This window comes from Algoriphagus sp., assembly GCF_030694375.1.
Classification (GTDB): domain Bacteria; phylum Bacteroidota; class Bacteroidia; order Cytophagales; family Cyclobacteriaceae; genus Algoriphagus.
In genome coordinates this window covers 63923-87071 of sequence record NZ_JAUXYL010000003.1, presented here as the reverse complement: position 1 = coordinate 87071, position 23149 = coordinate 63923, and the positions used below count along the sequence as shown (strand labels likewise).

At 41.9% G+C, this 23149-nt stretch carries 17 protein-coding genes; 8 read left to right on the top strand and 9 right to left on the bottom strand.

Going from position 1 to position 23149, the window contains the following annotated elements:
• Positions 1-8: 8 nt before the first annotated feature.
• From Q8M62_RS00500 to Q8M62_RS00475, 6 genes are all read left to right on the top strand, one after another.
• Positions 9-1472: a RagB/SusD family nutrient uptake outer membrane protein gene (locus Q8M62_RS00500; RefSeq protein ID WP_304900105.1), complete on the top strand. Its 1464-nt coding sequence runs from the start codon at positions 9-11 to the stop codon at positions 1470-1472.
• A 150-nt stretch (positions 1473-1622) separates the two neighbouring features.
• Positions 1623-3341, top strand: coding sequence for an FAD-dependent oxidoreductase (locus Q8M62_RS00495; protein WP_304900106.1), 1719 nt, complete (start codon positions 1623-1625; stop codon positions 3339-3341).
• A gap of 288 nt (positions 3342-3629) precedes the next feature.
• Positions 3630-5039, top strand: coding sequence for a sulfatase-like hydrolase/transferase (locus tag Q8M62_RS00490; protein WP_304900107.1), 1410 nt, complete (start codon positions 3630-3632; stop codon positions 5037-5039).
• A 299-nt stretch (positions 5040-5338) separates the two neighbouring features.
• Positions 5339-5515: an FAD-dependent oxidoreductase gene (locus Q8M62_RS00485; RefSeq protein ID WP_304900108.1), complete on the top strand. Its 177-nt coding sequence runs from the start codon at positions 5339-5341 to the stop codon at positions 5513-5515.
• 127 nt (positions 5516-5642) lie between these two features.
• A complete protein-coding gene (locus Q8M62_RS00480; protein WP_304900109.1) occupies positions 5643-7667 on the top strand; it encodes an FAD-dependent oxidoreductase in 2025 nt (674 codons plus the stop codon).
• 140 nt (positions 7668-7807) lie between these two features.
• Positions 7808-9454, top strand: coding sequence for a carbon starvation protein A (locus Q8M62_RS00475; protein WP_304900110.1), 1647 nt, complete (start codon positions 7808-7810; stop codon positions 9452-9454).
• 565 nt (positions 9455-10019) lie between these two features.
• On the opposite strand, the gene Q8M62_RS00470 is transcribed toward Q8M62_RS00475, so the two are convergent.
• The 4 genes from Q8M62_RS00470 to Q8M62_RS00455 all read right to left on the bottom strand — a co-directional run bounded on the left by Q8M62_RS00470 (position 10020) and on the right by Q8M62_RS00455 (position 16975).
• Positions 10020-12434: a zinc-dependent metalloprotease gene (locus Q8M62_RS00470; protein ID WP_304900111.1), complete on the bottom strand. Its 2415-nt coding sequence runs from the start codon at positions 12432-12434 to the stop codon at positions 10020-10022.
• Positions 12435-12497: 63 nt separating this feature from the next.
• Positions 12498-14594, bottom strand: a complete 2097-nt coding sequence (locus Q8M62_RS00465; protein ID WP_305667992.1) for a helix-hairpin-helix domain-containing protein — start codon at positions 14592-14594, stop codon at positions 12498-12500.
• Positions 14591-15409 (bottom strand): hypothetical protein, encoded by an 819-nt coding sequence (locus Q8M62_RS00460; protein ID WP_304900113.1) that lies wholly within the window; start codon positions 15407-15409, stop codon positions 14591-14593. The genes Q8M62_RS00465 and Q8M62_RS00460 overlap by 4 nt, the downstream gene beginning before the upstream one ends.
• A 69-nt stretch (positions 15410-15478) precedes the next feature.
• Positions 15479-16975 (bottom strand): BamA/TamA family outer membrane protein, encoded by a 1497-nt coding sequence (locus tag Q8M62_RS00455; protein ID WP_305667991.1) that lies wholly within the window; start codon positions 16973-16975, stop codon positions 15479-15481.
• Positions 16976-17109: 134 nt separating this feature from the next.
• Between Q8M62_RS00455 and yidD the strand changes: the two genes are divergently transcribed.
• Positions 17110-17334, top strand: a complete 225-nt coding sequence (gene yidD, locus Q8M62_RS00450; RefSeq protein WP_304900114.1) for a membrane protein insertion efficiency factor YidD — start codon at positions 17110-17112, stop codon at positions 17332-17334.
• Here yidD and Q8M62_RS00445 read toward each other — a convergent pair.
• The 5 genes from Q8M62_RS00445 to Q8M62_RS00425 form a co-directional block, all read right to left on the bottom strand.
• Positions 17331-18434, bottom strand: a complete 1104-nt coding sequence (locus Q8M62_RS00445) for a prolipoprotein diacylglyceryl transferase (RefSeq protein ID WP_304900115.1) — start codon at positions 18432-18434, stop codon at positions 17331-17333. The two genes, yidD and Q8M62_RS00445, sit on opposite strands and share 4 nt — an antisense overlap.
• A 9-nt stretch (positions 18435-18443) precedes the next feature.
• A complete protein-coding gene (gene nadE, locus Q8M62_RS00440; RefSeq protein ID WP_304900116.1) occupies positions 18444-20282 on the bottom strand; it encodes an NAD(+) synthase in 1839 nt (612 codons plus the stop codon).
• A gap of 30 nt (positions 20283-20312) precedes the next feature.
• Positions 20313-20975: a ribonuclease III gene (gene rnc, locus Q8M62_RS00435; protein WP_305350997.1), complete on the bottom strand. Its 663-nt coding sequence runs from the start codon at positions 20973-20975 to the stop codon at positions 20313-20315.
• 83 nt (positions 20976-21058) lie between these two features.
• Positions 21059-22309: a beta-ketoacyl-ACP synthase II gene (gene fabF, locus Q8M62_RS00430; RefSeq protein ID WP_304900118.1), complete on the bottom strand. Its 1251-nt coding sequence runs from the start codon at positions 22307-22309 to the stop codon at positions 21059-21061.
• Between the two features lie 19 nt (positions 22310-22328).
• Positions 22329-22565 (bottom strand): acyl carrier protein, encoded by a 237-nt coding sequence (locus Q8M62_RS00425; protein WP_026950184.1) that lies wholly within the window; start codon positions 22563-22565, stop codon positions 22329-22331.
• A 152-nt stretch (positions 22566-22717) separates the two neighbouring features.
• Between Q8M62_RS00425 and Q8M62_RS00420 the strand changes: the two genes are divergently transcribed.
• Positions 22718-23146 carry an IPExxxVDY family protein gene (locus Q8M62_RS00420; protein WP_304900119.1) on the top strand — a complete coding sequence of 143 codons (429 nt, stop codon included), beginning with the start codon at positions 22718-22720 and terminating at the stop codon, positions 23144-23146.
• Positions 23147-23149 lie beyond the last annotated feature (3 nt).

Below are 23149 nucleotides of genomic sequence, written 5' to 3'. Positions count from 1 at the left end.
CGAGCTATATGAAAAAAATATATATTCTTCCATTGATCTGCATCTTGCTAACCAATTGTGTTGGTATTTTAGATGAGGATCCTAAGAGCTTTATTTCTAAGACAAATTTCTACAGAAATGAATCTGATGCTTTTGCCGCTCTATTCGGTACATATGGAACACTCGGCAATGGTTCATTTCCCACCATTTGGTTTATGGCTTTATTGGAGTGTAGATCAGACTATGCAAATGGCAGAGGAAGCCAAGTTTCCATTAGTAATTATGAGCAACCTTTAGATGCTTCAAATCAGGTGAGAGCTTGGAATTCGTACAATGAAATTTATCAGGGGATAAATAGGGCCAACGCGGTTTTGGATAATGTTTCCGGAATCCAAATGAATGAGAATACTAAGAAAATCATTTTGGCAGAGGCTAAATTTCTTAGGGCTTTCTTTTACAGTAACCTTGTAAAATATTGGGGAGGGGTTCCGATTAGAGATAAGGAATTTACAAACTTTGCTCAGATAGCTGCTCCAAGGGCATCCAAACAAGTTGTATGGGATTTTATCATTAAAGATCTCACTGAAGCAATTCCTGATATGGCAAATAATTTTCCATTAAGTCAGGCAGGAAGAGCGACTTCATGGTCCGCGAAAATGCTTTTGGCTGATAGTTATTTGAATTTAGAGAACTGGCAAGCTGCCGCCAATTTAGCCGAAGATGTGATTAAAAATGGTCCGTTTAGCTTTGTGGATATAGATGAACCCAATGACTTTAACCGAAAATTATATGGAATCGATGTAACTTCTCATACCGAAAATATTTGGTCCATTCAACATTCTGAAACAAACGGCAATTCTGTTCCTAATTTTTTGCATAGGACTCAACCCGGAGGATATGGGGTGGGCGGTGTATTTGCTTGGATACCTGTTATGACTTCTTTTTTAGGCACTTGGGATAAAAAGGATTTTAGGCAGATCTACAATACATATACTTTTACTGTAGCGCCTTCAGGACAGATAATTCCTTTGCCAGCTCCTTCCCCCTTGTTTAAAAAATATCAGGATGGGAGTGCTGCATCAGGCTCAGCTCACAGAAATAATATCCCGGTTTATAGATTGCCCGAAGCTTATTTGATTTATGCCGAAGCCAGTGCTAAGGCATCTAATTCTGTAAATCCGCTAGCTGTTGAAAGGCTGAATGCAGTAAGAAGGAGGGCATATGGATTTGATCCACTTTCACCATCTTCTATAGATTATCCTTCCAATTTACCGGTTAACCAATTTATCGACCTTGTAATTCAGGAAAGAGGATATGAATTTATCCTTGAAATGAAAAGATGGAATGATCTTTTGAGAACAGGTAAAGCGAAAGAGGTGATTCAAGCTACCGGTAAGGTCTGGAATGATGTGAGCCTTTTGTTTCCTATACCAGTGGATGAGATAAATAACAACCCGGCCATGACGAAAGAAGATCAAAACCCAGGCTATTGATAAAATTACCCTAGGATACAGTTCCTAGGGAAACTTTTTTATTTTCTGTCTCAATACCTACCAAATTAGGATCAGTAGAATTGAATGAAAACATTCTGATTTAAATATTTCATTCTTTTAAAAAAAGCTTCATTTAAAAACTCAATGTTCATGAAACAATCATCATATACGAATTTTAATACAAAATTAGTTTACTTCTTGCTTTTTATTATTCTTGGATGGCAATCTTCTTGTACTCCCAATGACAATAAAGTTATCAATGATTCAAATTATGAATCTGACCTCATCATTTATGGGGGCACTTCAGCCGCAGTAACCGCCGCCGTTCAGGCCAAAAAAATGGGCAAATCTGTGATTATTGTATCACCTGACATTCATCTTGGTGGGCTTTCTTCCGGAGGACTGGGCTGGTCCGATACGGGAAAAAAAGAAGTTATAGGAGGGCTTTCCCGTGAATTTTACCAGAGGGTATATGAAAAATATCAAAAAGATGATGCATGGAAATGGGAAGACAAGTCGGAGTTCGGAAATGTGGGGCAGGGTACTCCTGCTCTTGACGGGGAGTTCCGGACCATGTGGATATTCGAGCCACATGTAGCGGAAGCAGTATACGATGAGTGGATTGATGAACTTGGGATAGAAGTGTTGCGGGACGAATGGTTGGATAGAGAAAGTGGCGTCACTGTAGAAGGTGGGAAAATAACTTCTATACGCACCCTAAGTGGAAAAGAATTCAAAGGAAAAATGTTTATCGATGCCACTTACGAAGGGGACTTGATGGCTGCTGCCGGCGTAAGTTACCATGTGGGTAGAGAGGCAAACGCGGTGTATGGAGAAGAATGGAATGGCATTCAGACTGGCGTTTACCATCATCGTCACCATTTTAAGGTGTTGGATCAGCCAATCGATCCTTATTGGACACCAGGTGATCCTTCTTCGGGTTTACTGCCACGGATCAGTGGAGAGCATCCTGGGGTAAAGGGGCAAGGAGATGACAAAGTTCAGGCCTATTGTTTTCGCATGTGCATGTCCAACCATCCAGATAACCGGATTCCATTTCCACGACCAGCAAATTATGACTCGACCCAATATGAAATACTGGTTAGGATTTTTAATGCTGGCTGGGATGAGTGGTTTGGTAAATTTGACATGATACCCAACCGAAAAACAGACACCAATAACCACGGTCCCTTCAGTTCGGACAATATCGGCATGAATTACGACTATCCGGATGCCAGCTATGAACGGCGCAAGGAAATCATCCAAGAACACCGGGATTATCAAAGTGGACTGCTTTATTTTGTTCAAAATGATCCAAGAGTGCCGGAGAAAATCCAAAAGGAATTTCAGAAATGGGGATTGGCCAAGGATGAATTTACGGATAACGGTAACTGGCCCCATCAAATATATGTACGAGAAGCAAGACGTATGATTGGCAAATATGTAATGACAGAGAACGAGCTCTTACAAAAGAAACCTACTCCAGAATCTGTGGGCATGGGATCGTATACCATCGACTCACACAATATTCAACGCTTTGTGGATGAAAACGGACATGTGCAAAATGAAGGGGATATCGGGGTTTCCTTACCTGGTCCCTACGAAATTGCCTATGGTTCCTTGGTTCCGAAAAAAGAAGAATGTACCAACCTAGTAGTTCCCGTAGCGGTTTCTTCCAGTCATATTGCTTTCGGATCCATCCGAATGGAACCTGTATTTATGATTTTGGGCCAATCAGCTGCCACTGCTGCTGTAATGTCACTTGATGAAGGAATTGCTGTACAGGACTTGCAATACATCAAGCTACGTGAAAGATTGTTGGTTGATGGCCAAGTACTTACTTTAGAAGATAGGATTATTTCTAAATAATTCAAAAGACCACATATTAAAGTGGAGCACTCAAGCACCAGATAGTGGCAGGTTTTTATACTACAGAAATAGGGTTTAAAGATGTAGGTTATCTGGCAAACCGACCGAATGTTTAGGATGGAGTACCAAAAGAAGTAATGGACTGCTACGGGCTTGAACCGGAAAAAAAATTGCCGGAAATTATTTGAAGCCGGAAGACAACTCCACACTCGCTTCATGGGATGATCAAGGTAATTTGATTGCTTAATTTTCAAATATTGATCAGACAAAATTTAACTTAATAGAATTATGGAAAAATTAATTGGTTTTTTGACTGCGTATTTAGTTTTATCTTTCTTGCCAAATCAATCAGTGGCGCAGAAAAATCAGCCTAACATAATCATTATCTATATTGATGATCAAAGATGGGATGCTTTAGGAGCTTCAGGTAATGAAGTTATTCAGACTCCGAACATGGATTCGTTAGTTGAATCCGGTATGTATTTTCCTAATTCTTTTGTGACTTTATCGATTTGTACTCCAAGTCGGGCAGCGTTGTTGACAGGCAAATATGGAAGCAGTAGTGATGTGATGAGTCAAAATCTGAATACAGTAAATCCAGATATTAAAACTGTAGCTCAATATTTTAAAAAAGAGGGATACAATACATCTGTTTTTGGGAAATGGCATATTTCAAATTCACCACAATCAATGGGTTTTGAACACGAATATTATTTTAAGGGATTGGCCCCGTTTTGGGATGTGCCTTTTATTAAAAATGGTGTTGAAGTTAAAACAATTGGATTTATAGAGGATGTAATTGGAGAAGGGGCAATTGAATATTTAAGAGAAATTAGTAATAGTGATAAACCTTTTTTTATGTGGTTCAATACATTTTCTCCTCACATGGATAAAGATTTTAGCTGGCCTTCAAAAGGCAGGACTTTGTCAAAATATCCAATTGAAAGTATGCCTCTGCCAACTAACTGGCCCGCAGATTTTACAGATAAGCCACCTTACATAGAGCATAACAGACCGCATCAAAGGGCATTAGAATATGGGTATTCAAGAGCCTACCCTCTTCAAGACCATATAAGAGGATATTATGCAGCCACTACAGATATGGATGCAGCTTTAGGGAATCTTATTTCCGCTATATCTGAATTGGGTCTATTCGAAAATACATTTATTTTATTGATGGGTGATAATGGTTGGTTTATGGGCGAGCATGGATTAACGAGTAAAGTCTTGGCTTATGAGGAATCAATTAGAGTGCCTTTAATAGCTATTGGTCCAGGAATAAATCCAGGAAGATCAGATGAATTAATATTGAATATTGATTTAATGCCGACTGTTTTGGATTTGGCAAATATTGAAGTTCCATCCAATCTGGATGGTAAGAGTTTTAAAAATCTTTTGGGGTTTGAAAAAAACAAGAACAGTATCTGGAGAGAATTTGTTTTTTATGAAGCACCCATTCCTGTACATGGCACAAAACCTCATTATGCTATTCGTACGAAAGAATGGAAATTAATACAAACATTCGATGAAAATGAACCTGATAAGTTGATTTTTGAGGAACTATATGATATTAAAAATGACCCTGATGAAATGCATAATTTAGTAATGGATAGTACCAAAGAACCAATTTTAGAATCGCTTAGAAAAACAATTGAAAATAAAATTTACTGGAGTAATGAAAATAGGTTTAACCGATAGATTTGGACTCAAAAAAAGGTTTATTACATATGGATTTGCAATATCTTTTATAAGATCATTTGATAGTTGAAGGAAGACTTTTTCTGCAAACAAATATGGTGAATTGTAACGGTGTTGAGGACGATTAGGAGTATGATTTTGGGGTATAGCCGCTACTTTAGATGGTATCATAGCAGCTGCTACAGTGGTTCGAAAGGGACGTTCTGTTATTCTTATTATACAGTCCATTCATCTTGGTAGGTTAACGAAAGTAGGATGGGGTGCAACCGGTATTAATATAGAAATAACCACTAAACCTTTTGAGAGTTGTTTGTACATATAGTTCTCAAACTACTTTCGGATCTATCAGGATGCAACCTGTATTTATGAACTTGGGGAAGTTAGTGGCTACTGCTGCTGTCTCGTCAATGTTTGAAGGTATAGCTGTTTTGGACTTGCAATACAGCAGGCTAAGTGAAAGACTGCTGGGTGATTGACAGGTCCTTACCGTAAAAGATAGGATTATTTCAAAATAAATCAATAGTCCACAATTTAATGGTAAACAGTCAAGTGGTTCCGAAAAATTGTAATAAGCTGAAGCTTAAAATTAATCCAAACAGAATTATGAAAAAATTATTACCATTTCTCTGCCTTTCCATACTATGGGCAACTTTGGCCTGTTCGCCAAATGGGGAGAATGAACCGGAACAATTTGATGTAGTAGTTTATGGTGCCAATTCCGCTGGAATCATAGCTGCCTATACCGCCAAAACCATGGGGAAATCAGTGATTCTGATCGAACCAACCGCCCACCTTGGGGGATTAACCACAGGCGGGCTTGGTTATACGGATATTGGGAACAAATATGCTGTAACCGGGCTTTCCAGGGATTTCTATCGCAGATTGGGTAACCATTATGGAAAATTCGAGCAATGGATATTTGAACCCAGTGTAGCCCAAAAAACATTTCAGGAATATTTGGACAGGGCAGGTATTGAGGTGTACTATGATTATCGGGTGATTGCATCAGAAAAGAAAGATGGTTACATCAGGGAAATCGAATTGGAGCAGTCCAGCAATCCTTCCTTAAAGACCAATTGGAAAGTAGCGGGAAAGATGTTTATAGATGCCACTTATGAAGGCGATCTCATGGCCTTGTCAGGGGTAAGTTATACCATAGGCAGGGAGGCTAATGAAAAATATAGTGAAACTTATAACGGAGTGCAGTTGATGAAGGGTCACCAGTTTCCGGATGGAATAGATCCTTACAAAACACCGGGAGATCCTTCCAGTGGATTGCTTTGGGGGATCAGTGATGGGAAACTGGAACCGGATGGCACAGGGGATGATAAAATTCAGGCTTATAATTATCGTATTTGCCTGACCAATGACCCAGGCAATCGGGTGGAAATTACCAAGCCGGAGGGATATGACCATTCCATGTTTGATTTTTTGGTCAGGCTTTTTGAAGCACAACCCAACAGCAAAAATCTCAATAACTATTTTATCTGGAGTCAGATGCCCAATAACAAAACCGACATCAATAATAGAGGGGGGTTCTCTACAGATATGATAGGCATGAATTATGAATATCCTGAGGCCGACTATAGGCGCAGAAAAGAAATCATCGATGAGCATACTCATTATACCAAATCTCTGCTTTATTTCTACAAAACGGATCCCCGTGTGCCTAAGGAAATCCAGGAACAGATCCAGGAATGGGGCTATCCTAAGGATGAGTACACGGACAATGGCCACTGGTCACCACAGCTTTATGTGAGGGAAGTGCGAAGGATGGTGGGTGAATACGTGATGACGCAGGCCAATTGTGTGGGAGACGAAGTAGTGGAAGATGGAGTGGGGATGGCTGCCTATACCATGGATTCCCATAATATACAGCGGATTGTTATAGAAAAGGATGGAAAGACGATGGTGAAAAATGAAGGCAATGTGGAAATCGGAGGATTCGGTCCTTATCCCATTGCTTACCGTTCGATCATTCCCAAGGCTGAAGATGCCAAAAACTTATTCGTGCCTGCAGCCATGTCAGCCAGTCACATCGCTTTTGGTTCCATTCGGATGGAGCCAGTATTCATGGTTCTGGGGCAATCTTCTGCGGTTGCAGCCTGCTTGGCCATTGATGAAGGGAAGACCGTTCAGGAGGTGAATGTTGCAGCCTTGCAAAAGGAGTTGAAAGAGAATCCTCTGGCCGATGGAAGCATTGCGGAAATCCTGGTGGACAATGATTCCTGGGAAGGTGTCAAAGTCACCGGAGACTGGGAGAGGGTGAGTAGTGGAGGATATGGTCCCAGCTATTTGAGGGATGCCTCCAAAGGTGCCAGCCAAAAATCCGCAAGGTTTAGCCCTTCCATTCAAAATGATTCCCAATATGATGTATATGTTTATTTTTCAAGGACAAAGGAGGCCAGTTCCCGGACTTTGATCGAGCTTTTTGATGGGAAAGAGAAAAGGGAAATTATGGTCAGGGAAGAGGACATCCGAGTGGAAGGCCAAACTTCCGGTGAATGGGTTCATTTGGGGCAGTTTGCTTTCAAAGCAGGAACAGGCCCTTATGTGGAAATAAGCAATAAGAAAGCAGATGGGGTTGTTGTAGCCGATGCAGTTTTATTTGTACCAAAAAATAAATAACCTAAAATGGCCGGTTGGAGAAATGCCTTTATTTTATAAGAGGAGGAGTTGTTATATCAATTGATATTAAAAATTTAACTAGTGGCAATATCTAATTGAATAATTGAAAGTTATCATAAAAAGGCAAACACTAAAATATTATGAACCTCATTATTTTATTGATCTCATCTGCAAGTATCCTGCTGATAGCCTATTTTACCTATGGTAAATTTGTGGCAAGCAAACTAAAGATCAATAATAAGAATATAACACCTGCTCATACGCTTGAAGATGGAATAGATTACATCCCCAGTAAAACCCCGGTTGTACTTGGTCACCATTTTGCCTCGATTGCCGGTGCCGGACCGATTATCGGGCCGATCATTGCCATTGCTTTTGGCTGGATTCCGGCAGTGATCTGGATACTGGTGGGTGGCATATTTTTCGGTGCTGTCCATGATCTGACCAGTATGGTGGCATCCATGCGTCATGATGGAAAATCCATTGGTGTGATTATCCAAAAATATATAGGCCGGAATGGAAAACAACTATTTCTGATTTTCAGCTTTGCCACATTAATATTGGTTATTGCGGTATTTGCGGATATCATTGCCAAGACTTTTGTCAATAATCCGAGTGTCGCTACGGCTTCTATTTTGTTTATTATTTTGGCAATATTTTTTGGTTTTGTAAATAAGATCACAAAAAACAAAAAGGGGGCTTTTACTATTGCGTCAATAGTAGGAGTAGTACTGATGTATTTTTTTATTTATGTAGGTATTCAGATTCCATTTGCACTGGACTATAAGGTATGGGTAGTGCTTCTTATGCTTTATGCATTTATCACTTCAGTTACGCCTGTCAGTTTTTTGCTTCAGCCACGCGATTACCTCAATAGTTTTTTATTGTATGGATTAATGGTCTTTGCTGTCATTGGGGTTGTGATAGCAAATCCCGAAATTAAAATGGATAATCAGGTACAGATAAATGCGGAAAATTTAGGATACATTTTTCCAGTACTTTTTGTTACTGTTGCCTGTGGGGCAATCAGTGGATTCCATTCTCTGGTAGCTTCCGGTACGACTTCCAAACAGGTAAATAAAGAGGAGGATGCAAAAATGATTGGTTTTGGAGGAATGTTGATTGAATCCTTTCTGGCTATCATTTCTATTGGGGCTGTAATGGTAATCACTAGAGCAGAATATACCAGTCGGTTAATTTTGGAAGGCCCGGTGAGCTTATTTGCTGGAGGTCTCGGTGGCATCATTTCGTCGACGGGAATATCTGTTGGGCTTGCAACTACTTTTGTTGCCTTAACCGTATCGGCCTTTGCACTGACCACATTGGATACCTGTACACGATTGGCGAGGTTTACTTTTCAGGAGTATTTTGAAGATGTGGATAACAAAATCGGGAAAATGTTTGCAGGAAATCGATATGTAGCCACTTTTATAGTGGTTGCATTCGCTGTTTTTCTCCTCACTTCGGGTGAATTTACAACGCTGTGGCCGATTTTTGGATCTGCAAACCAAATGCTTGCAGCTATGGCGCTTCTTGCCGTGGCCGTATGGTTGATAAAGCGAAAAGTCAATTCCACATTTGTATTGATTCCCATGTTCTTCATGTTTGCGGTTACGCTCAGCTCCCTATTTCTTTTTGCTGTTCAAAATTTTAACAAGGGGATGTATATATTGGCTATTTTGGCTGGACTGCTTTTTCTACTTTCAATTGTATTGATCTATCTGGCTAAAAAAAGCTTGAAAAAAGAGCTGAAAAAACCACAAGTAGAATTAAAAAAGTATGTTTAAATAACCGCTAAAATAAAGCCATCACAATGTGAAAATATTTTTTTCCATCGCTGTAGGTTTGAAGGATGAGGGTTATCTGGGTAACCGAACGAATGTTCGGGACGGCGTGCCACAGGAAGTCAAGGACCGGCATGGCCCTGAGCCGAAAAAATATATCCTAATATTATTCATGTGTTTATAATTTGTTTTTTAATGGCCACATGGAATACCCCCAGATAATCATGCTCATGTGTGTCGTTCTTTCGACATGGGTATTTCACCACCTCTTCTCCCCTAAAAAATCCCAATAAAATCAATTTTTAAATCCTTATGGGGTCATTTAACATCTTAATACACTCTTTAATATAGAGCACCGAATTAAGGAAATATCAGGATAGGTGTTTAATTCAAAAAATAATATTCATACGCAAGTTGGGTTATATGTTAATTGATAAAACCAGCCAGGACTCCTGACTGGTTTTGTTTTTGAATTTTTCTGCCAAAATATATTTAAGTCCAATTCATTTCTTTCTAAGATAGGCTAACCTTATAAGCCTACAACCCATTCTGGCATTTGGCTCCGAATTTAAAACTCAAAATCACAACTCATGGCTTCCATACCGATCGGAGCTCCGTCAGGGACACTCAGCGGTTGTTGAGGTGTCAGCTCCTCCGGCAATTTCAAATAAGCCTGGATTTTATCATTGAGATAGGCCCGATGTGCCTTTAGGTTTCCGCTGTTTCCTGCCATGGCACCGATTTTTCCGAGGTGCATACGAGTTATGGCTCTTACCGTCTGAGAAGCATTCGAATTTTTAGAGAGCGCAACCAAATGGTCCACCAGTTTAGCTTCCGTCATCAGTTTGATCTCGTCTTTCAATCCGCCCGGCATGGTGGCAGAAAAAACCTGTGCGGTCACCTGATTGAGTAAAGTCTCGAATCCGGGGAGTGATTTGTCCTGCAAATTTTGCAGGTAAACCCGGTTGATCCGACCACTTTCGAAAAGGAAGCCGAATGTGGCATCCACGATATTTTCCGCAGGTGCAATGGGGTCAAAAGTAGGTCCGGTGCGGGAAGGGAAGGTCTCACGATTCCTTGTATACCCATAAGGTCTTGGAGGAATCAATGCCAACACATGGGCGGGAACCTCAAGCTGATTGCTGGAAATTGTAGCCAATAGTGCAGAAAGAGCTTCATTTTGATCTTTTGCGGATATCCATTTTTGATTTGTCTGATTGTCACCTTTGATTTTATAAGTATAATCCAAGCCGCCGATCAACTTGCTTGTGGCCTCCAGTTGGTAGCGATGCATCAGATAAAGCGGCACAAACACTTCCTCAAGAATCGCCTGCGGCTCTCCGGTACGGATGGCATTGAGGCCAAAGGATTTCATGCGGTTTTCTCGCAACTTGAGCATTCGCATCAGTTCTCCCGGGGCTGAGGCTCCGTTGTCCCAGAGGTGGGAGCGGGGATGTACTCCACTCGGATTTCTGGAATCCGAATCGGTGATAAACTCAAAGCCTGCGGCGTAGGTATCTGTCAATGTTTTCTCCAAAAATTCTTCTTCGCTCTGCCCTGGAGCAGGATTTCCATAGCCGTATTTGATCGCCCATTTGTCCCATTCTCCGATTTTCAGGTCATAGGCTTGACTGAAGTCCAGCTCGCCGTTTGCGCCTTCGGTAATTACAGGATGCGGATAGTCCATCACGGACGCCCGATTGGTTGGCGAGGTGGCATAGCTGTGTGCCACACCGATGGTATGCCCTATCTCATGGGCAGAAAGTTGTTTTAATCGATCCAATGCCATTTGCATCATGCGGGGATTAACAGGCTTCCCTTCTTCAAAGGGCTGAAGCAAACCCTGAGCAATCAAATAATCTTGCCTTACTCGCAATGAGCCCAAGGACACGTGTCCTTTCAAAATCTCGCCTGTCCGAGGGTCTCTGACGCTTGAGCCGTAAGACCAGCCTCGGGTAGAGCGGTGCACCCACTGAATGACATTGTATCTCACATCCAGCAAGTCCAAGCCTTCGGGGGCAAGTTCTACACGGAAAGCATTTTTGAAACCGGCAGCTTCAAAAGCCTGCGCCCACCAGTTTCCTCCTTCGATCAGAGCAGAAGCCACAGGCTCCGGTGTTCCGCGATCCAGGTAATAGACGATCGGTTCTACCACCTCTGAAACTGCCGCTGCAGGATCTTTCTTCTCCAGTCGGTGGCGGGAAATAAATCGTTTCACCAATGGCTCGTCGATTGGAGTGGTGTAATCTTGATAGCTAATAAAGAAAAATCCAGCCCTTGGGTCAAATTTCCGCTTGGCATAGAGTTCAGGAAGTGCGATAAACGAATGTCTCATCCGGACTGTGACCGCCTCAGGAGTTGGGGTAACCGATCTTAAATATCCACCTGCGCCAGTTCCGGTCAGGGTGATGGTAGCTTCCACTTCGGTGTTTTGAGGAAAGTTTTTGATCATTTGAAAATACAAGCCGCTTCGTGTGGCATCCACGCGATAGGTGCCCTGTCGGGATCGAGTGAGCGTTTCGGCTACACCATGGGCATCTTGAAGGTAGAAGTTGGTTGCATCTACAATCAGCTTTTCTCCTTCTTTCTGGACGATTTCAAACCCCCAAAGGACTGATTCTGCAAAAGCATCTTGGATGGACTTTGCCTCATAGGGATTGTCAGTGTAGGCTCTGAAACCGTAGTTTTTGTGTACTAAGAGGATTTTACTGCCCGTTCGACGGAATTCGACCACGCGATCATCGCCCAATTGACCTCTATCCAGACCGATATCATTGGAGCCTACTCCGGCAGTCAAGGCATTGACATAGAGGAATTCCTTATCGAGGCTGGAGATTTCAAGGTAAATTTTGCCTTTTTCCTCATCAAGGTAAAAGGGCACAAATCCGTCTTTTTTGCTCATTTTGTTCAGATCAAGGTTTTGAGAAAACCCTAGAAACGACAAAAGCATCAAAAAACTCAGAAGGTAAAGTGGTTTTTTCATAGATAATTTGCTTTGTCCCAAATTATCAAAAAGCCAAGGGACTTCAGCACCATTAATGGAAAATCACCGAAGAAAATATCGGATCATCAGGGAGGTGTCTGTTTGATTTGGACCATCGATAGTCTGAAGGCCACTGCTGATCACCTCCCGATCGGTATAGCTGGTTCGGGAAAACCTGAAATAGGCGGTTAGCTTTGAAGTTAATTGATATTGCCCCAGCAGGTAATACCGCATTCCCTGCCCAAAAAATGCCGGAATGGAAAAAGTCCACAGGACATTGTTTTCAAAAGCATACAGCCTGTTGTCATAGGTTTCAGCATCGAAAAGTGCAATTCTTCCTGTCAGTCGCCAGCGGTTTTGTCCGTATTGCACATCCTGTAAAACCATCCATCCATAAGTAGGATTTTCCCCAATTTTCAGCCTGCTCGTGAGGATTCTCGATCTGATGAAAAAGTCTTTGGACAGGTGGGTTTCAAGGCTGAGCATACCATTGATTTTATTGACGGGATGTACCAGGTAGGGGAGGGAAGGTTCGCCCGAGTCAGGGAGATTTCTGTCCTTTTGCTCTTCCCGGATTTGGATGAATGCAATCAGATTCCGGGTGGGTTGGTAGCTAAAGCGCGCAAGCCATTCGTATCCTTTGGAAGGGGCATAAACGCGATAGCGAAGCCAGGGGAAATTGAAATAATCATAGTACGCATTGATTTTCCAGCGTTTTTCTGGTCTTATCTGAATTCCCAGATATACCCCCTGCTCATTGATTGGCCGGGTGTTTTCAGAAAATCCTGAGGAATAGAAGCTGTGGAAATCTTTGTCATACTTTCTCCAAAGCAGGGAAAAATCTACCTGTTTGCTCAGGCTACTTACGAATCCCAAAACAGTTCCTGTACCTCCGCTTTGGGAAATGGCAGATTCCCCAAAAAGGAAGAAGTTTTTCCAATTGTAATTGAAATACAAGCTGGAAACCAAGTTGCTTTGCCCTGCAAATTCGAAGCGATTGTAGAGCTGTGGGGTTCTGACCCAAGGCCGGTCAAATCGTGTGAATAAGGAATTTGCACCCAATTGAAATCTTCCGGAGGGGTGAGAAAATTGTGCATTTCCTCCCAGATTGGTTTCTTGAAACTGATTTTTTGTAGACAGTTCACTTGGAGTTCGGTGAAGGCCGGATTGGTTAAATGAGCTGATGAAGATTCTGGAAGATTCCAAACTGTCAAGGGTAGCTGAGATTCTCCCATCCCTAGCGGCATGAGAAGTGATCAGGGTACCTTGCCAATTTCTAAACTGCCGGGTAACTCCTATTCCTCTGAAAAAACCGAATTCCAAGGCAGCGGTGTATGGCATAATCCCGATGCTGCTTCGCCTGACTGTGGGTACTGTTTCCGCTCCTTTTCCAAGCGAATATCCCGCACCAAAGATCAATCCCTGACCAAAAGATGCCTGATAATCACCCAGCGAAATGGTTTTCCATTTGCCGACATAATACCGCGTAAAGTGAGCGGAGAGAAAATTAAATCCATAGCGAGCCGTTTTTCTGTCCCAGATGAATTGCTCACCGGCATCTTTTTCTAAGGTGACTCCCATACTGAAATCCCGTGCATGCTGAATTCTAAACCTTAGGTATATCGTATTCGGATCGCCAAGGTATCTGCTTGAAACAATTCCGTTTCTGCTGGTATCAGCAGGGGTATATCCTCTACGGGTCTGCCAAGTTCGCTGATGGCGAAAAAGGAGATAGGCTTGTTCCTCCTCCTTGACACGATCCCAGAATTTTTTACTTCTCAGGCCTGAGCCTCCCAAGGTGATGAAAGGCATCAGGCTTTCGATGGTTTGAAGGTCAAACTCAGGCACGGCTTGAAGTTCATAGAGCGAAAGCAGAGGACCAAGCGTATTTCTGTAATTGATCAAGCTGCTGACTTGCAAAGTGCTGAGCAGATAAGTGGATTGTAGGACTTCTGCATCTGCCTTATTGATATCGATTGGATTGAGGTAAAGCTGGAATAGGGCCTCATAGATTGATTCATAGTCTATTTCCTCATCCTGAACAGGAAAAAGCCGTTCCATGAAGGACTCCATGTCAATGGGTTGTTTTGGAGGACTTTGTGCGCTCGTTGCAAAAGTCATTAAGTAAAAAACCAAAAAAACACAGATTGACTTCATCATTCCCCAAGTTTCATAACCAAGCTCAAATGATGTGTTCTTCCCAATGCCGTATTTTGGCCGTAGGAATAGTCAAACCCGAAATGATCTTTTCTTATTCCCAAACCGAAGCTCATTCGGGCAGGATTGCTGCTGATCCCTGTCCTCAGATAAACCCAATTCCTAAGCTGATATTCTAATCCTGTTTTGAATACCGGATTCAATGCAATGTCTTTTTCGATCTCAGCGAGGAGTCTAACTGTTTCAGTGGGTAAATAGCAAAACCCCATCTGGACGGCTGTCGGTAACCTTTGCTCATTATTTTGGCTGAGTTTGGCTCTGTTTAGATTGGAAAAGTTGGCCCCAAGGAAAAACTTTGGGCCAAGTTCTGCCACACCTCCAAAAGAAAAAATGAAAGCATTTCCAGTCCCGAATCCTTCAATCTGGGTTTGAAACCAATCCACTTTGGCTCCTAAACTTACTATCCCCAGGGTATTGGAGAAGCCGACTCCCAAAAGTTGTTGGTTGAAAAGCTTACCTCCAAATCTGGAAATGCCGAGTCCTATTGTCCCGAATTCATTTTTCCAGCCCAATGCCAAATCAACCGTGTTTAGGTCCGAAATCCCAAAGCGGGAATCAAATCCAGCGGAAACCTGAGTTTCCCGGATCCGGTCTAATGCACCGATATTATTGAAATAGGTCCAAGCATCGGGTAGAAAGATTTTTGTATTGCCCATACCTTGGCTTCGGGCGCCATGAGCCTGAGTGATTGGATCAGACTGGGCTTTTAAATCGCCAACAGCCCAAATCCAGAAGCACAAAAAAAGGAATTGCTTCATCGGGTTCGGTAAAAAATCTGAACCTAATTTAGTTAAAAATCGAACTTAAGAAAAGTAATTCTCTGAAAATCAGAATGGAGCCTTGAAGTTGAAGAATAGGTTCCCTTCGCCTTGATTATTCAGGGAGTATTCGAATCGAAATACTGCATCATAAACACCAACGATATCCAATCCTAAACCATAGCCAAACAGGTATTTATTGGTCAATCTCAGATTCTCGGGGATATTATTTCGATCAGTCACCGTGCCGTGATCGAAATTGCCACTTAGGTAAAATTTAAAAGGTATCGTGCTGAATTGCTCAAAAGGCATGTAGCTTGAAATATCAAATGATAGATCCAAAAGCTTGTATCGAAGACTGTTTTTTTGCACGTAGAGTTGCTGTCCTTCTATGACATTCAGTTCATATCCGCGAATAAAGTTTGGTGAATATCCTATTCCACGGATCAAGGGGTAAGGTTGGTTAGGACTGAGGTACCATACGCCGGTCAATCCTGTGGCCAGATGGAATCTGTCATTGATTTGAAAATATTTATTTGCGATAAAATTCAATTCAACCTCATCGATATCCTGAGAATTTATCACCCCATATTTGGTTGCAGTCAATTGAAGAAACTCCCCCTGAGTTGCATAGGCTATATTATCCCGTTTGTCGTGACGAAATGAATACTGAAGAAAAGGATAACTCAGGGTATTATTTTCTCCGGATAAGTAATTTGGATTTTCGATCAAAACATCAGGATTGACCCATGTTCTGCTAAACCCCAAGGTTAGAAAATGAAAATTGTAAAACGTTCTTCTATAGGTGTACCTCAATGCCGTGGAGAAAGTTTTTCTCAATACATCCTCGGTCTCATTGGTGTAAAATACCTGCTTGTTGTTTGCTGATCTTATGGGGATTGTCTTTTGATCTGCGTAAGTCATCTGAAAAGCAAGTCCCTGTTTTTGCTTCTTGTCAATGTAGGGTTTGGTATAGACCAGGTCCAATTCTTTTGTGAAGCCAAGCTGCCCGGAAAACCGAAGCTTTTCATTTCTGCCACCTACATTGCTATGGTTGATTTTCAACCCGTAATTTACCCGTGAAAAATCTCTTCCCTGATTAGTCCACCATTCTGAAAAATTCCGGTCTGCAAGTTGGAAAATGACCGATGGAATTACATACCAGCGCTCTTTTACAGAAATGAGGATCTCGACTTCTTCATCTTCAGTGAAAAGTGGGGTGATTTCCACTTCTGTAAACAGCCGAAGATTATAGATTTTTTGTTGGTCAGCTTTGATGATTCCCATGAATGTCTCCCAGTCGTAGAAGAAATCGGTAGTAAAATCAAGCTCTCGAAGAATGATGCTTTTTTGGGTTTTTATATTTCCAATAATGAAAATATTATTCACTTTTACCCGCTCGGGAGTAGGTGGGTTGACAGGCTCTAGAGTAGTGTCTTGCGCCTTGATCTTACCGAGGCCCATCAGCAAAAAGATAACCGAAAGGGTAAGTAAATTTCTCAAAATGGGAATCAAAGAAATTGTATTTGAAATCGAGCCTGCCTTGGGTAGACTGGCTTGGCCCATCCGACCCACAGTGGGGTTATTATTAACCAAGCAAGATTCATCCCGATAGCTATCGAGATGGCTGCTGCAAAACAATTTATAATCATTTGAATTTTTTGGTTGCAACTTGCGTACTTAACTTAAAGGTTTCTTGAATGGTAAAAACATACTTGAGAAAGATAGCCATATTTCCAGTCTTGGTTTATCAATATGTGATCTCTCCGCTGTTTCCGGCTAGTTGTCGCTATACTCCGACCTGTAGTCAATACATGAAAGAAGCGATTCTGAAGCACGGTGTTTTCAAAGGAATCTTCTTGGGATTTAAGCGGATCGGGCGGTGCCATCCATGGGGAGGGCACGGTCATGATCCGGTTCCTTAAATTTTTTCGGCCTTAATCCCATTTTTTAGAGCTCTTCCCACTAAAATTATTCCAATTAGCACTAAGGGAATACTTAACAGTTGTCCCATATTGAATTGCATGGATTGCTCAAAGTCGACCTGTACCTCCTTGAGAAATTCCCATACGAATCGCATACCGAATACTGAGATAAGGAATAGCCCCAACAGTAAACCTTCCGGTAATCTCGACTTGTATTTTGCCCAAAGTGCAAGCAGGATTAAGAAAATCACAAAATAAGACAGCGCCTCGTAGATCTGCGTCGGATATTTGGTTCTGCCAAAAGTCTTCACGGTAACCAAATAGCTGTTTGGCTGTTCAATAATTTCGAAGTTTAAAGGACTTTCTACGGGTTCGGCCAGGTATTCTTTGGATGATTTAAATTGCGTCAGTGCATATTTGATGTCCCGTTCGAGGATTGCAGAAAGGTCTTCTTTTGAAAAATTCCCCTTATTGATCTTCAGTTCAAAATTCACAGGAACTATGCCCGTTCCCTGAAGTTCGTCCGATCGGTCTATGGGCTTATACGCTTCAATTGATTCAAAAGGGACTTTGAGCGTTTCCAGGATTTCCTCAGCATCTCTTGCAAAAACAAATCCGCTGTCTGTGCCGGTATCTTTTCCTCCGATTTCAGAGTTCATCAAGTTGCCGAATCGAATCAATGCTCCGGTCAGAGCTGTGACAATCACGATACGATCTACTACCCAAAGATAACTTTGTCCCGGTGTTCGTTTGGAATATATCCAAAGTGCAAAAAGAATGGCAATGGCAGCCCCATGAGAGGCCAAGCCACCTTCCCATACCTTTAGGATATCGATGGGGTTACTCAGATACTTTTCCGGCTCATAAAATAGAACATGGCCTAATCGTGCACCAATAATCGTCGCCAATACCATGTATATGGTCAATTTGTCCACAAGGGTTTCGTCCTGCCCCTCTTTTCTGAAAAAATACACCATGAATTGCTGCGAGATGATAAAGCCCATTGCAAAAAACAAACTGTACCATCTCAAGCGCTCAAAGCCGGAAAAAACAGCCTGATTAGGATCCCATACAACGTAATTCAGCAAAGATTCAAGCATAATGTCAGATTAGATTTGGTCTAATAGTTCGAGTTCTTCAGCAAAGCCACCGGAAAGAATCGGAAAGCGATACCAGGTTTTAGGGTCAACGTTGAATTCATCAAGGTGAAATGAAGGAGCCAATCGCTCGCGTTTCCACTGATTTCTGGACCAAAGTCGGAAGAATTTTTTGATATAATCCTTCAATACGGTTTGTTCAAGTCCAAGTTCATCATTTAATAACAGGAAAATATCCATTGGAGATCTTTTGTCCCGAATGGCCAAGCGCTCTATTTCTACAATAACAGCATAAGGCATCAAGTCTTTTTCATCCGTTTGGGTTCGTTCCAAGGGACGGAGTTCGGCCGTAGGAGTCAGGGAATTTACATACGAAAGACCTGGTCGATCCAGATTTTTTTCGGCCCATTGTAACCATTGCAGGATGAAGTGCTTATCCACGGCGGCAATCGGGGAGATGCTTCCGCTGGTATCTCCGTCCATGGTGGTGTAGCCGACGTCTCCTTCACTGCGATTGGAAGTGGAAAGCAAAAGCGCATTCTTCAAATTGGCAAGCATCCAAATGATTGGAGATCGGGCCCGTGCCTGAATATTCTGTAAAGTAATATCGTCCTGTTCCCAAGTCAGTTTTCTTCCGATTGCGGTTTCTATTTTTGTAGTGTAGGAGTTAACCTCATCATCAATAGTCCAGGAGTAAAATTTAGCACCCAAGCTTTCTGCCAATGATTTGGCAGACTGAAACGTGTCAATTGAGGAATTTTTTGTGCCCTGATAAGCTGTGGTCAGAAGTCTTCCGACGAGTTCTTTCTCCGGATTGTCGGATTTTGGAGAAAAGGATAGCTCCAGTTTTTTTACAAACTCATTCAATCCCAATTCCTTGATTCCCCTTCGAACCATTTCCGCGACCAAAACGGCGATCGTTGAGGAATCTGCACCTCCGGAGAGCGACAATACAAATCCGTTACTTTTACTTTTTCGCAAATAATCAAATAATCCCAAGGCAGAAGCCTGAACAAACTCCCATTCTTTTGGATGGATGGGTGCGATATTCTGAGCTTTATCTTCCAATTCAAAGTGAAAAACCTGAAAATCCCGGAAGGAGAGTAACTGGTTTCTGCCGACTGTTTTTCCGGATCTTGTCAAGAGAATTTCTCCGTCAAATATCATTCTGCCAGCTTCATTGCCCAGCAAATTGACATAGCAATAGTAGCAATTGAAGATTTCAGAGCTGTATTCAAATAGCTCTTTTCTTTCTGCAGTTTTTCCCATTGCAAAATGTGAGGCACTTGGATTGAAGATCAAATCTACTTTCCGGTCCCGAAGTCGGTATCCGGGGCGGACTTTTCCTCTCCAGGCATCTTCGCAGATTTCAAATCCATAATGAATTCCCCTGTGATGAAAAGTGAGATCCCCAAGGGGGATGTTTTTCCCTTCAAATTCAAAATCTATGACCTGATTTGCTTCCCAGGGAGTGAACCATCGAAATTCATAATGTACGCCATCAATGGCCATAAATTGCTTTGCTACAAAGCCTTTCAATTCCGCGTTTTCGATAACAGCGACGGTATTGTAAACTTTGTCCTGAATCCTGACCGGCAGTCCGACAGCCACGGTAATGTCTTGACAGAATGGAATCAATTTCCCGAGTTGGGCTAAGGCTTTTTGAGGATACCAATAGCTTAAAAATAGATCCTCGGATCCGTAACCGGTAATTGCCAATTCAGGAAAGCATAGAATTTCTACACGTTCAGATTTTGCCTCTTGGATAGCTTGCAGGATTCTATCCAAATTGCCTTTCCAGTCGAGTGGAGTTTGATTGACGGTAGCACCTGCTAGTTTGATTGCAGCCATAGATTTAACGAAGTTGATAAAAATGTAGGTCTAAACGGCAATGTTCAGGATATCGCAGGCATTTTTTGAAGCTTCCTGTTCGGCTTTCTTCTTTGTACTTCCTTTTCCCTGTGCAATAGACTCCCCGTCGACATTCAGTTCTACAACAAATTCTTTGTAGCGTTGGTTACCGTTGATTTGCAAAACTTTGTAGTCTACCGTTTTGGATTCTTTTTGGGACCATTCGATAATTTTACTCTTGTAATTGGTTACAGTACTGATCATTCCATCCAGATCCATGTGAAGCAATATTCGCTGGAGGATAAATTTTTGGGTGAATTTGTATCCTCTGTCAAGGTATACTGCTCCAAGGAATGCCTCAAGGATATCTCCAAAAAGGGATTTGTTTCCCGTGAATTGTCTATTACTGACAACTTGCTCCAAGGTTTTCTTGAGCCCTATTTTTATTCCTATTTCGTTGAGTGTTTCTCGATTTACGAGTTTGGATCGGGTTTCAGTGAGGAATCCTTCGTCTCGATAGGGGAATTTTTTGAAAATATGCTCGGCTATTACCGACCCCAAAACAGCATCTCCCAGAAACTCCAGTCGCTCATTGGATTTTTTAAACCCCGAGGACGTTTCTTCGCCGAGACCTGAGGGAGTAAGCGCAAGACGATAGAGGGACAAATTTAAAGGCTTGCGTCCAATGATCATTTTGATCGAGGATGCAAGCCTTTTGTCTTGTGAGTTAAAGAATAGAGTGTGGATTCCGAGCCTCTGGAAAATTTTCACTCTGATCAGTTGTATTTTTTAAATATGACGGAACAGTTGTGACCGCCAAATCCAAAGGTATTACTCAGCGCATAGTTGATTTCTCTTGCTTGCGCTTTGTTAAACGTTAAATTGAGTCCAGGATCAAACGCTTCATCGTCAGTAAAGTGATTGATCGTTGGAGGAACGAGACTATGATTGATAGCAAAGATTGATGCTATCGCTTCGATTGCCCCTGCTGCACCCAGCAAGTGTCCAGTCATCGACTTTGTACTGCTGATATTCAATTTATAAGCGTGCTCTCCAAAAACCTTTTGGATTGCTTTGGTCTCTCCTACATCTCCCAGTGGAGTAGAGGTGCCATGTACATTGATGTAATCAATGTCTTCCGGATTAAGACCAGCATCTTCCAAAGCAATTTTCATCACGCTACTTGCACCTAAGCCTTCAGGATGCGGCGCAGTAATATGATAGGCATCTGCAGTCATTCCTCCACCTACAAGCTCGGCATAGATTTTTGCTCCGCGTGCTTTTGCATGCTCCAACTCTTCAAGGATCAATGCCCCTGCACCTTCGCCAAGAACAAAACCATCACGGTCTTTGTCAAAAGGTCTGGATGCTGTAGTAGGGGAATCATTTCGCTGGGATAGCGCTTTCATTGCGTTAAATCCACCAACTCCTGCCTCAGATACAGCTGCTTCAGATCCGCCACTTATAAATAAGTCGGCTTTTCCAAGTCGGATGTAATTGAAAGCATCAATAAGTGCATTGGTAGCCGAAGCACAGGCTGATACGGTTACGAAGTTTGGACCTCTGAATCCATATTTTATGGAAATGAAACCTGCCGATATATCAGCGATCATCTTGGGAATGAAGAAGGGATTGAACCTTGGGGTTCCGTCTCCTCTGGCAAAATCAGTCACCTCTTCTTGGAAGGTTCTGAGTCCACCTATTCCTGATCCCCAGATTACACCAGCTCTTGACAAGTCAATGGATTCGAGATCAAGTCCCGAGTCTACAATCGCTTGATCGGCAGTAATCATGGCATACTGGGTGAAAGCATCCATTTTCCTGGCCTCTTTTCTGTCCATAAACTGGTCCAGATCGAGGTTTTTGACCTCGCAGGCAAATTGAGTCTTGAAAAGTGAAGCGTCGAAGCGAGTGATAGGCGCAGCGCCACTCACACCATTAGCCAGTCCCTTCCAGAATTCTCCGGGGGTGTTACCTATGGGGGTGAGTGCGCCTAAACCCGTTACAACAACTCTTTTTAAATTCATATAATGAATTCAGCAGTACTTATTTTACGTTTGCCTCAAGGTAGGTAATAGCCTGACCTACAGTGCCAATTTGCTCGGCTTGGTCGTCAGGAATAGAGATATTGAATTCTTTTTCGAATTCCATAATCAATTCAACAGTATCTAGAGAGTCAGCACCAAGGTCATTGGTGAAGCTTGCTTCCATAGTCACTTCAGACTCTTCTACGCCAAGTTTGTCAACAATGATGGCTTTTACTTTTTGTGCAATTTCAGACATTTTGTGATCAGTTTAGTTATTAACACTCCGCAAAGAAATATATTTAAAACCTAATTGACAAAGAAAAGACCGAAGTTAATTTTTATACAATTTGTCTGATCGCATGGGTCAATTTAAATTTCTACCTTTGTTTCGATCACCTTTCTTCCTCCATGAAGAAGACCAAATTATACATAGAACCTACTTTTGAATTTGAACTTTTAGGGCTTGTTTCGCCTGTCAAAGACTATAAAATGGCTTGGTTGATCAATCGGGAACTGGATATTGATTTGGTCAAATCCGAAGATCTTCAAATTGAATTTCTGTCCTCACCTAGGCTGGAAATCTCCCAATATTTACTTTCTTTACCGCATGGTTTTATCCAACTTTTAAAAAATAAAGCACTTAATACATCCCAGCAATTGGCGTATTTGATACCAGAATTGCGAAATTTGGATTACTTCCTCTTGGTACAAGACCAAACACAACAAACCAGTATTAGTATATTTGTCGATCAACTTGCTAAAAACCCCTTTATTCAAAGTGTGGTCCGGCTGGACATTTCAAAAATTAAATCAAAAGAAAACCTATTAACATATTAAAAT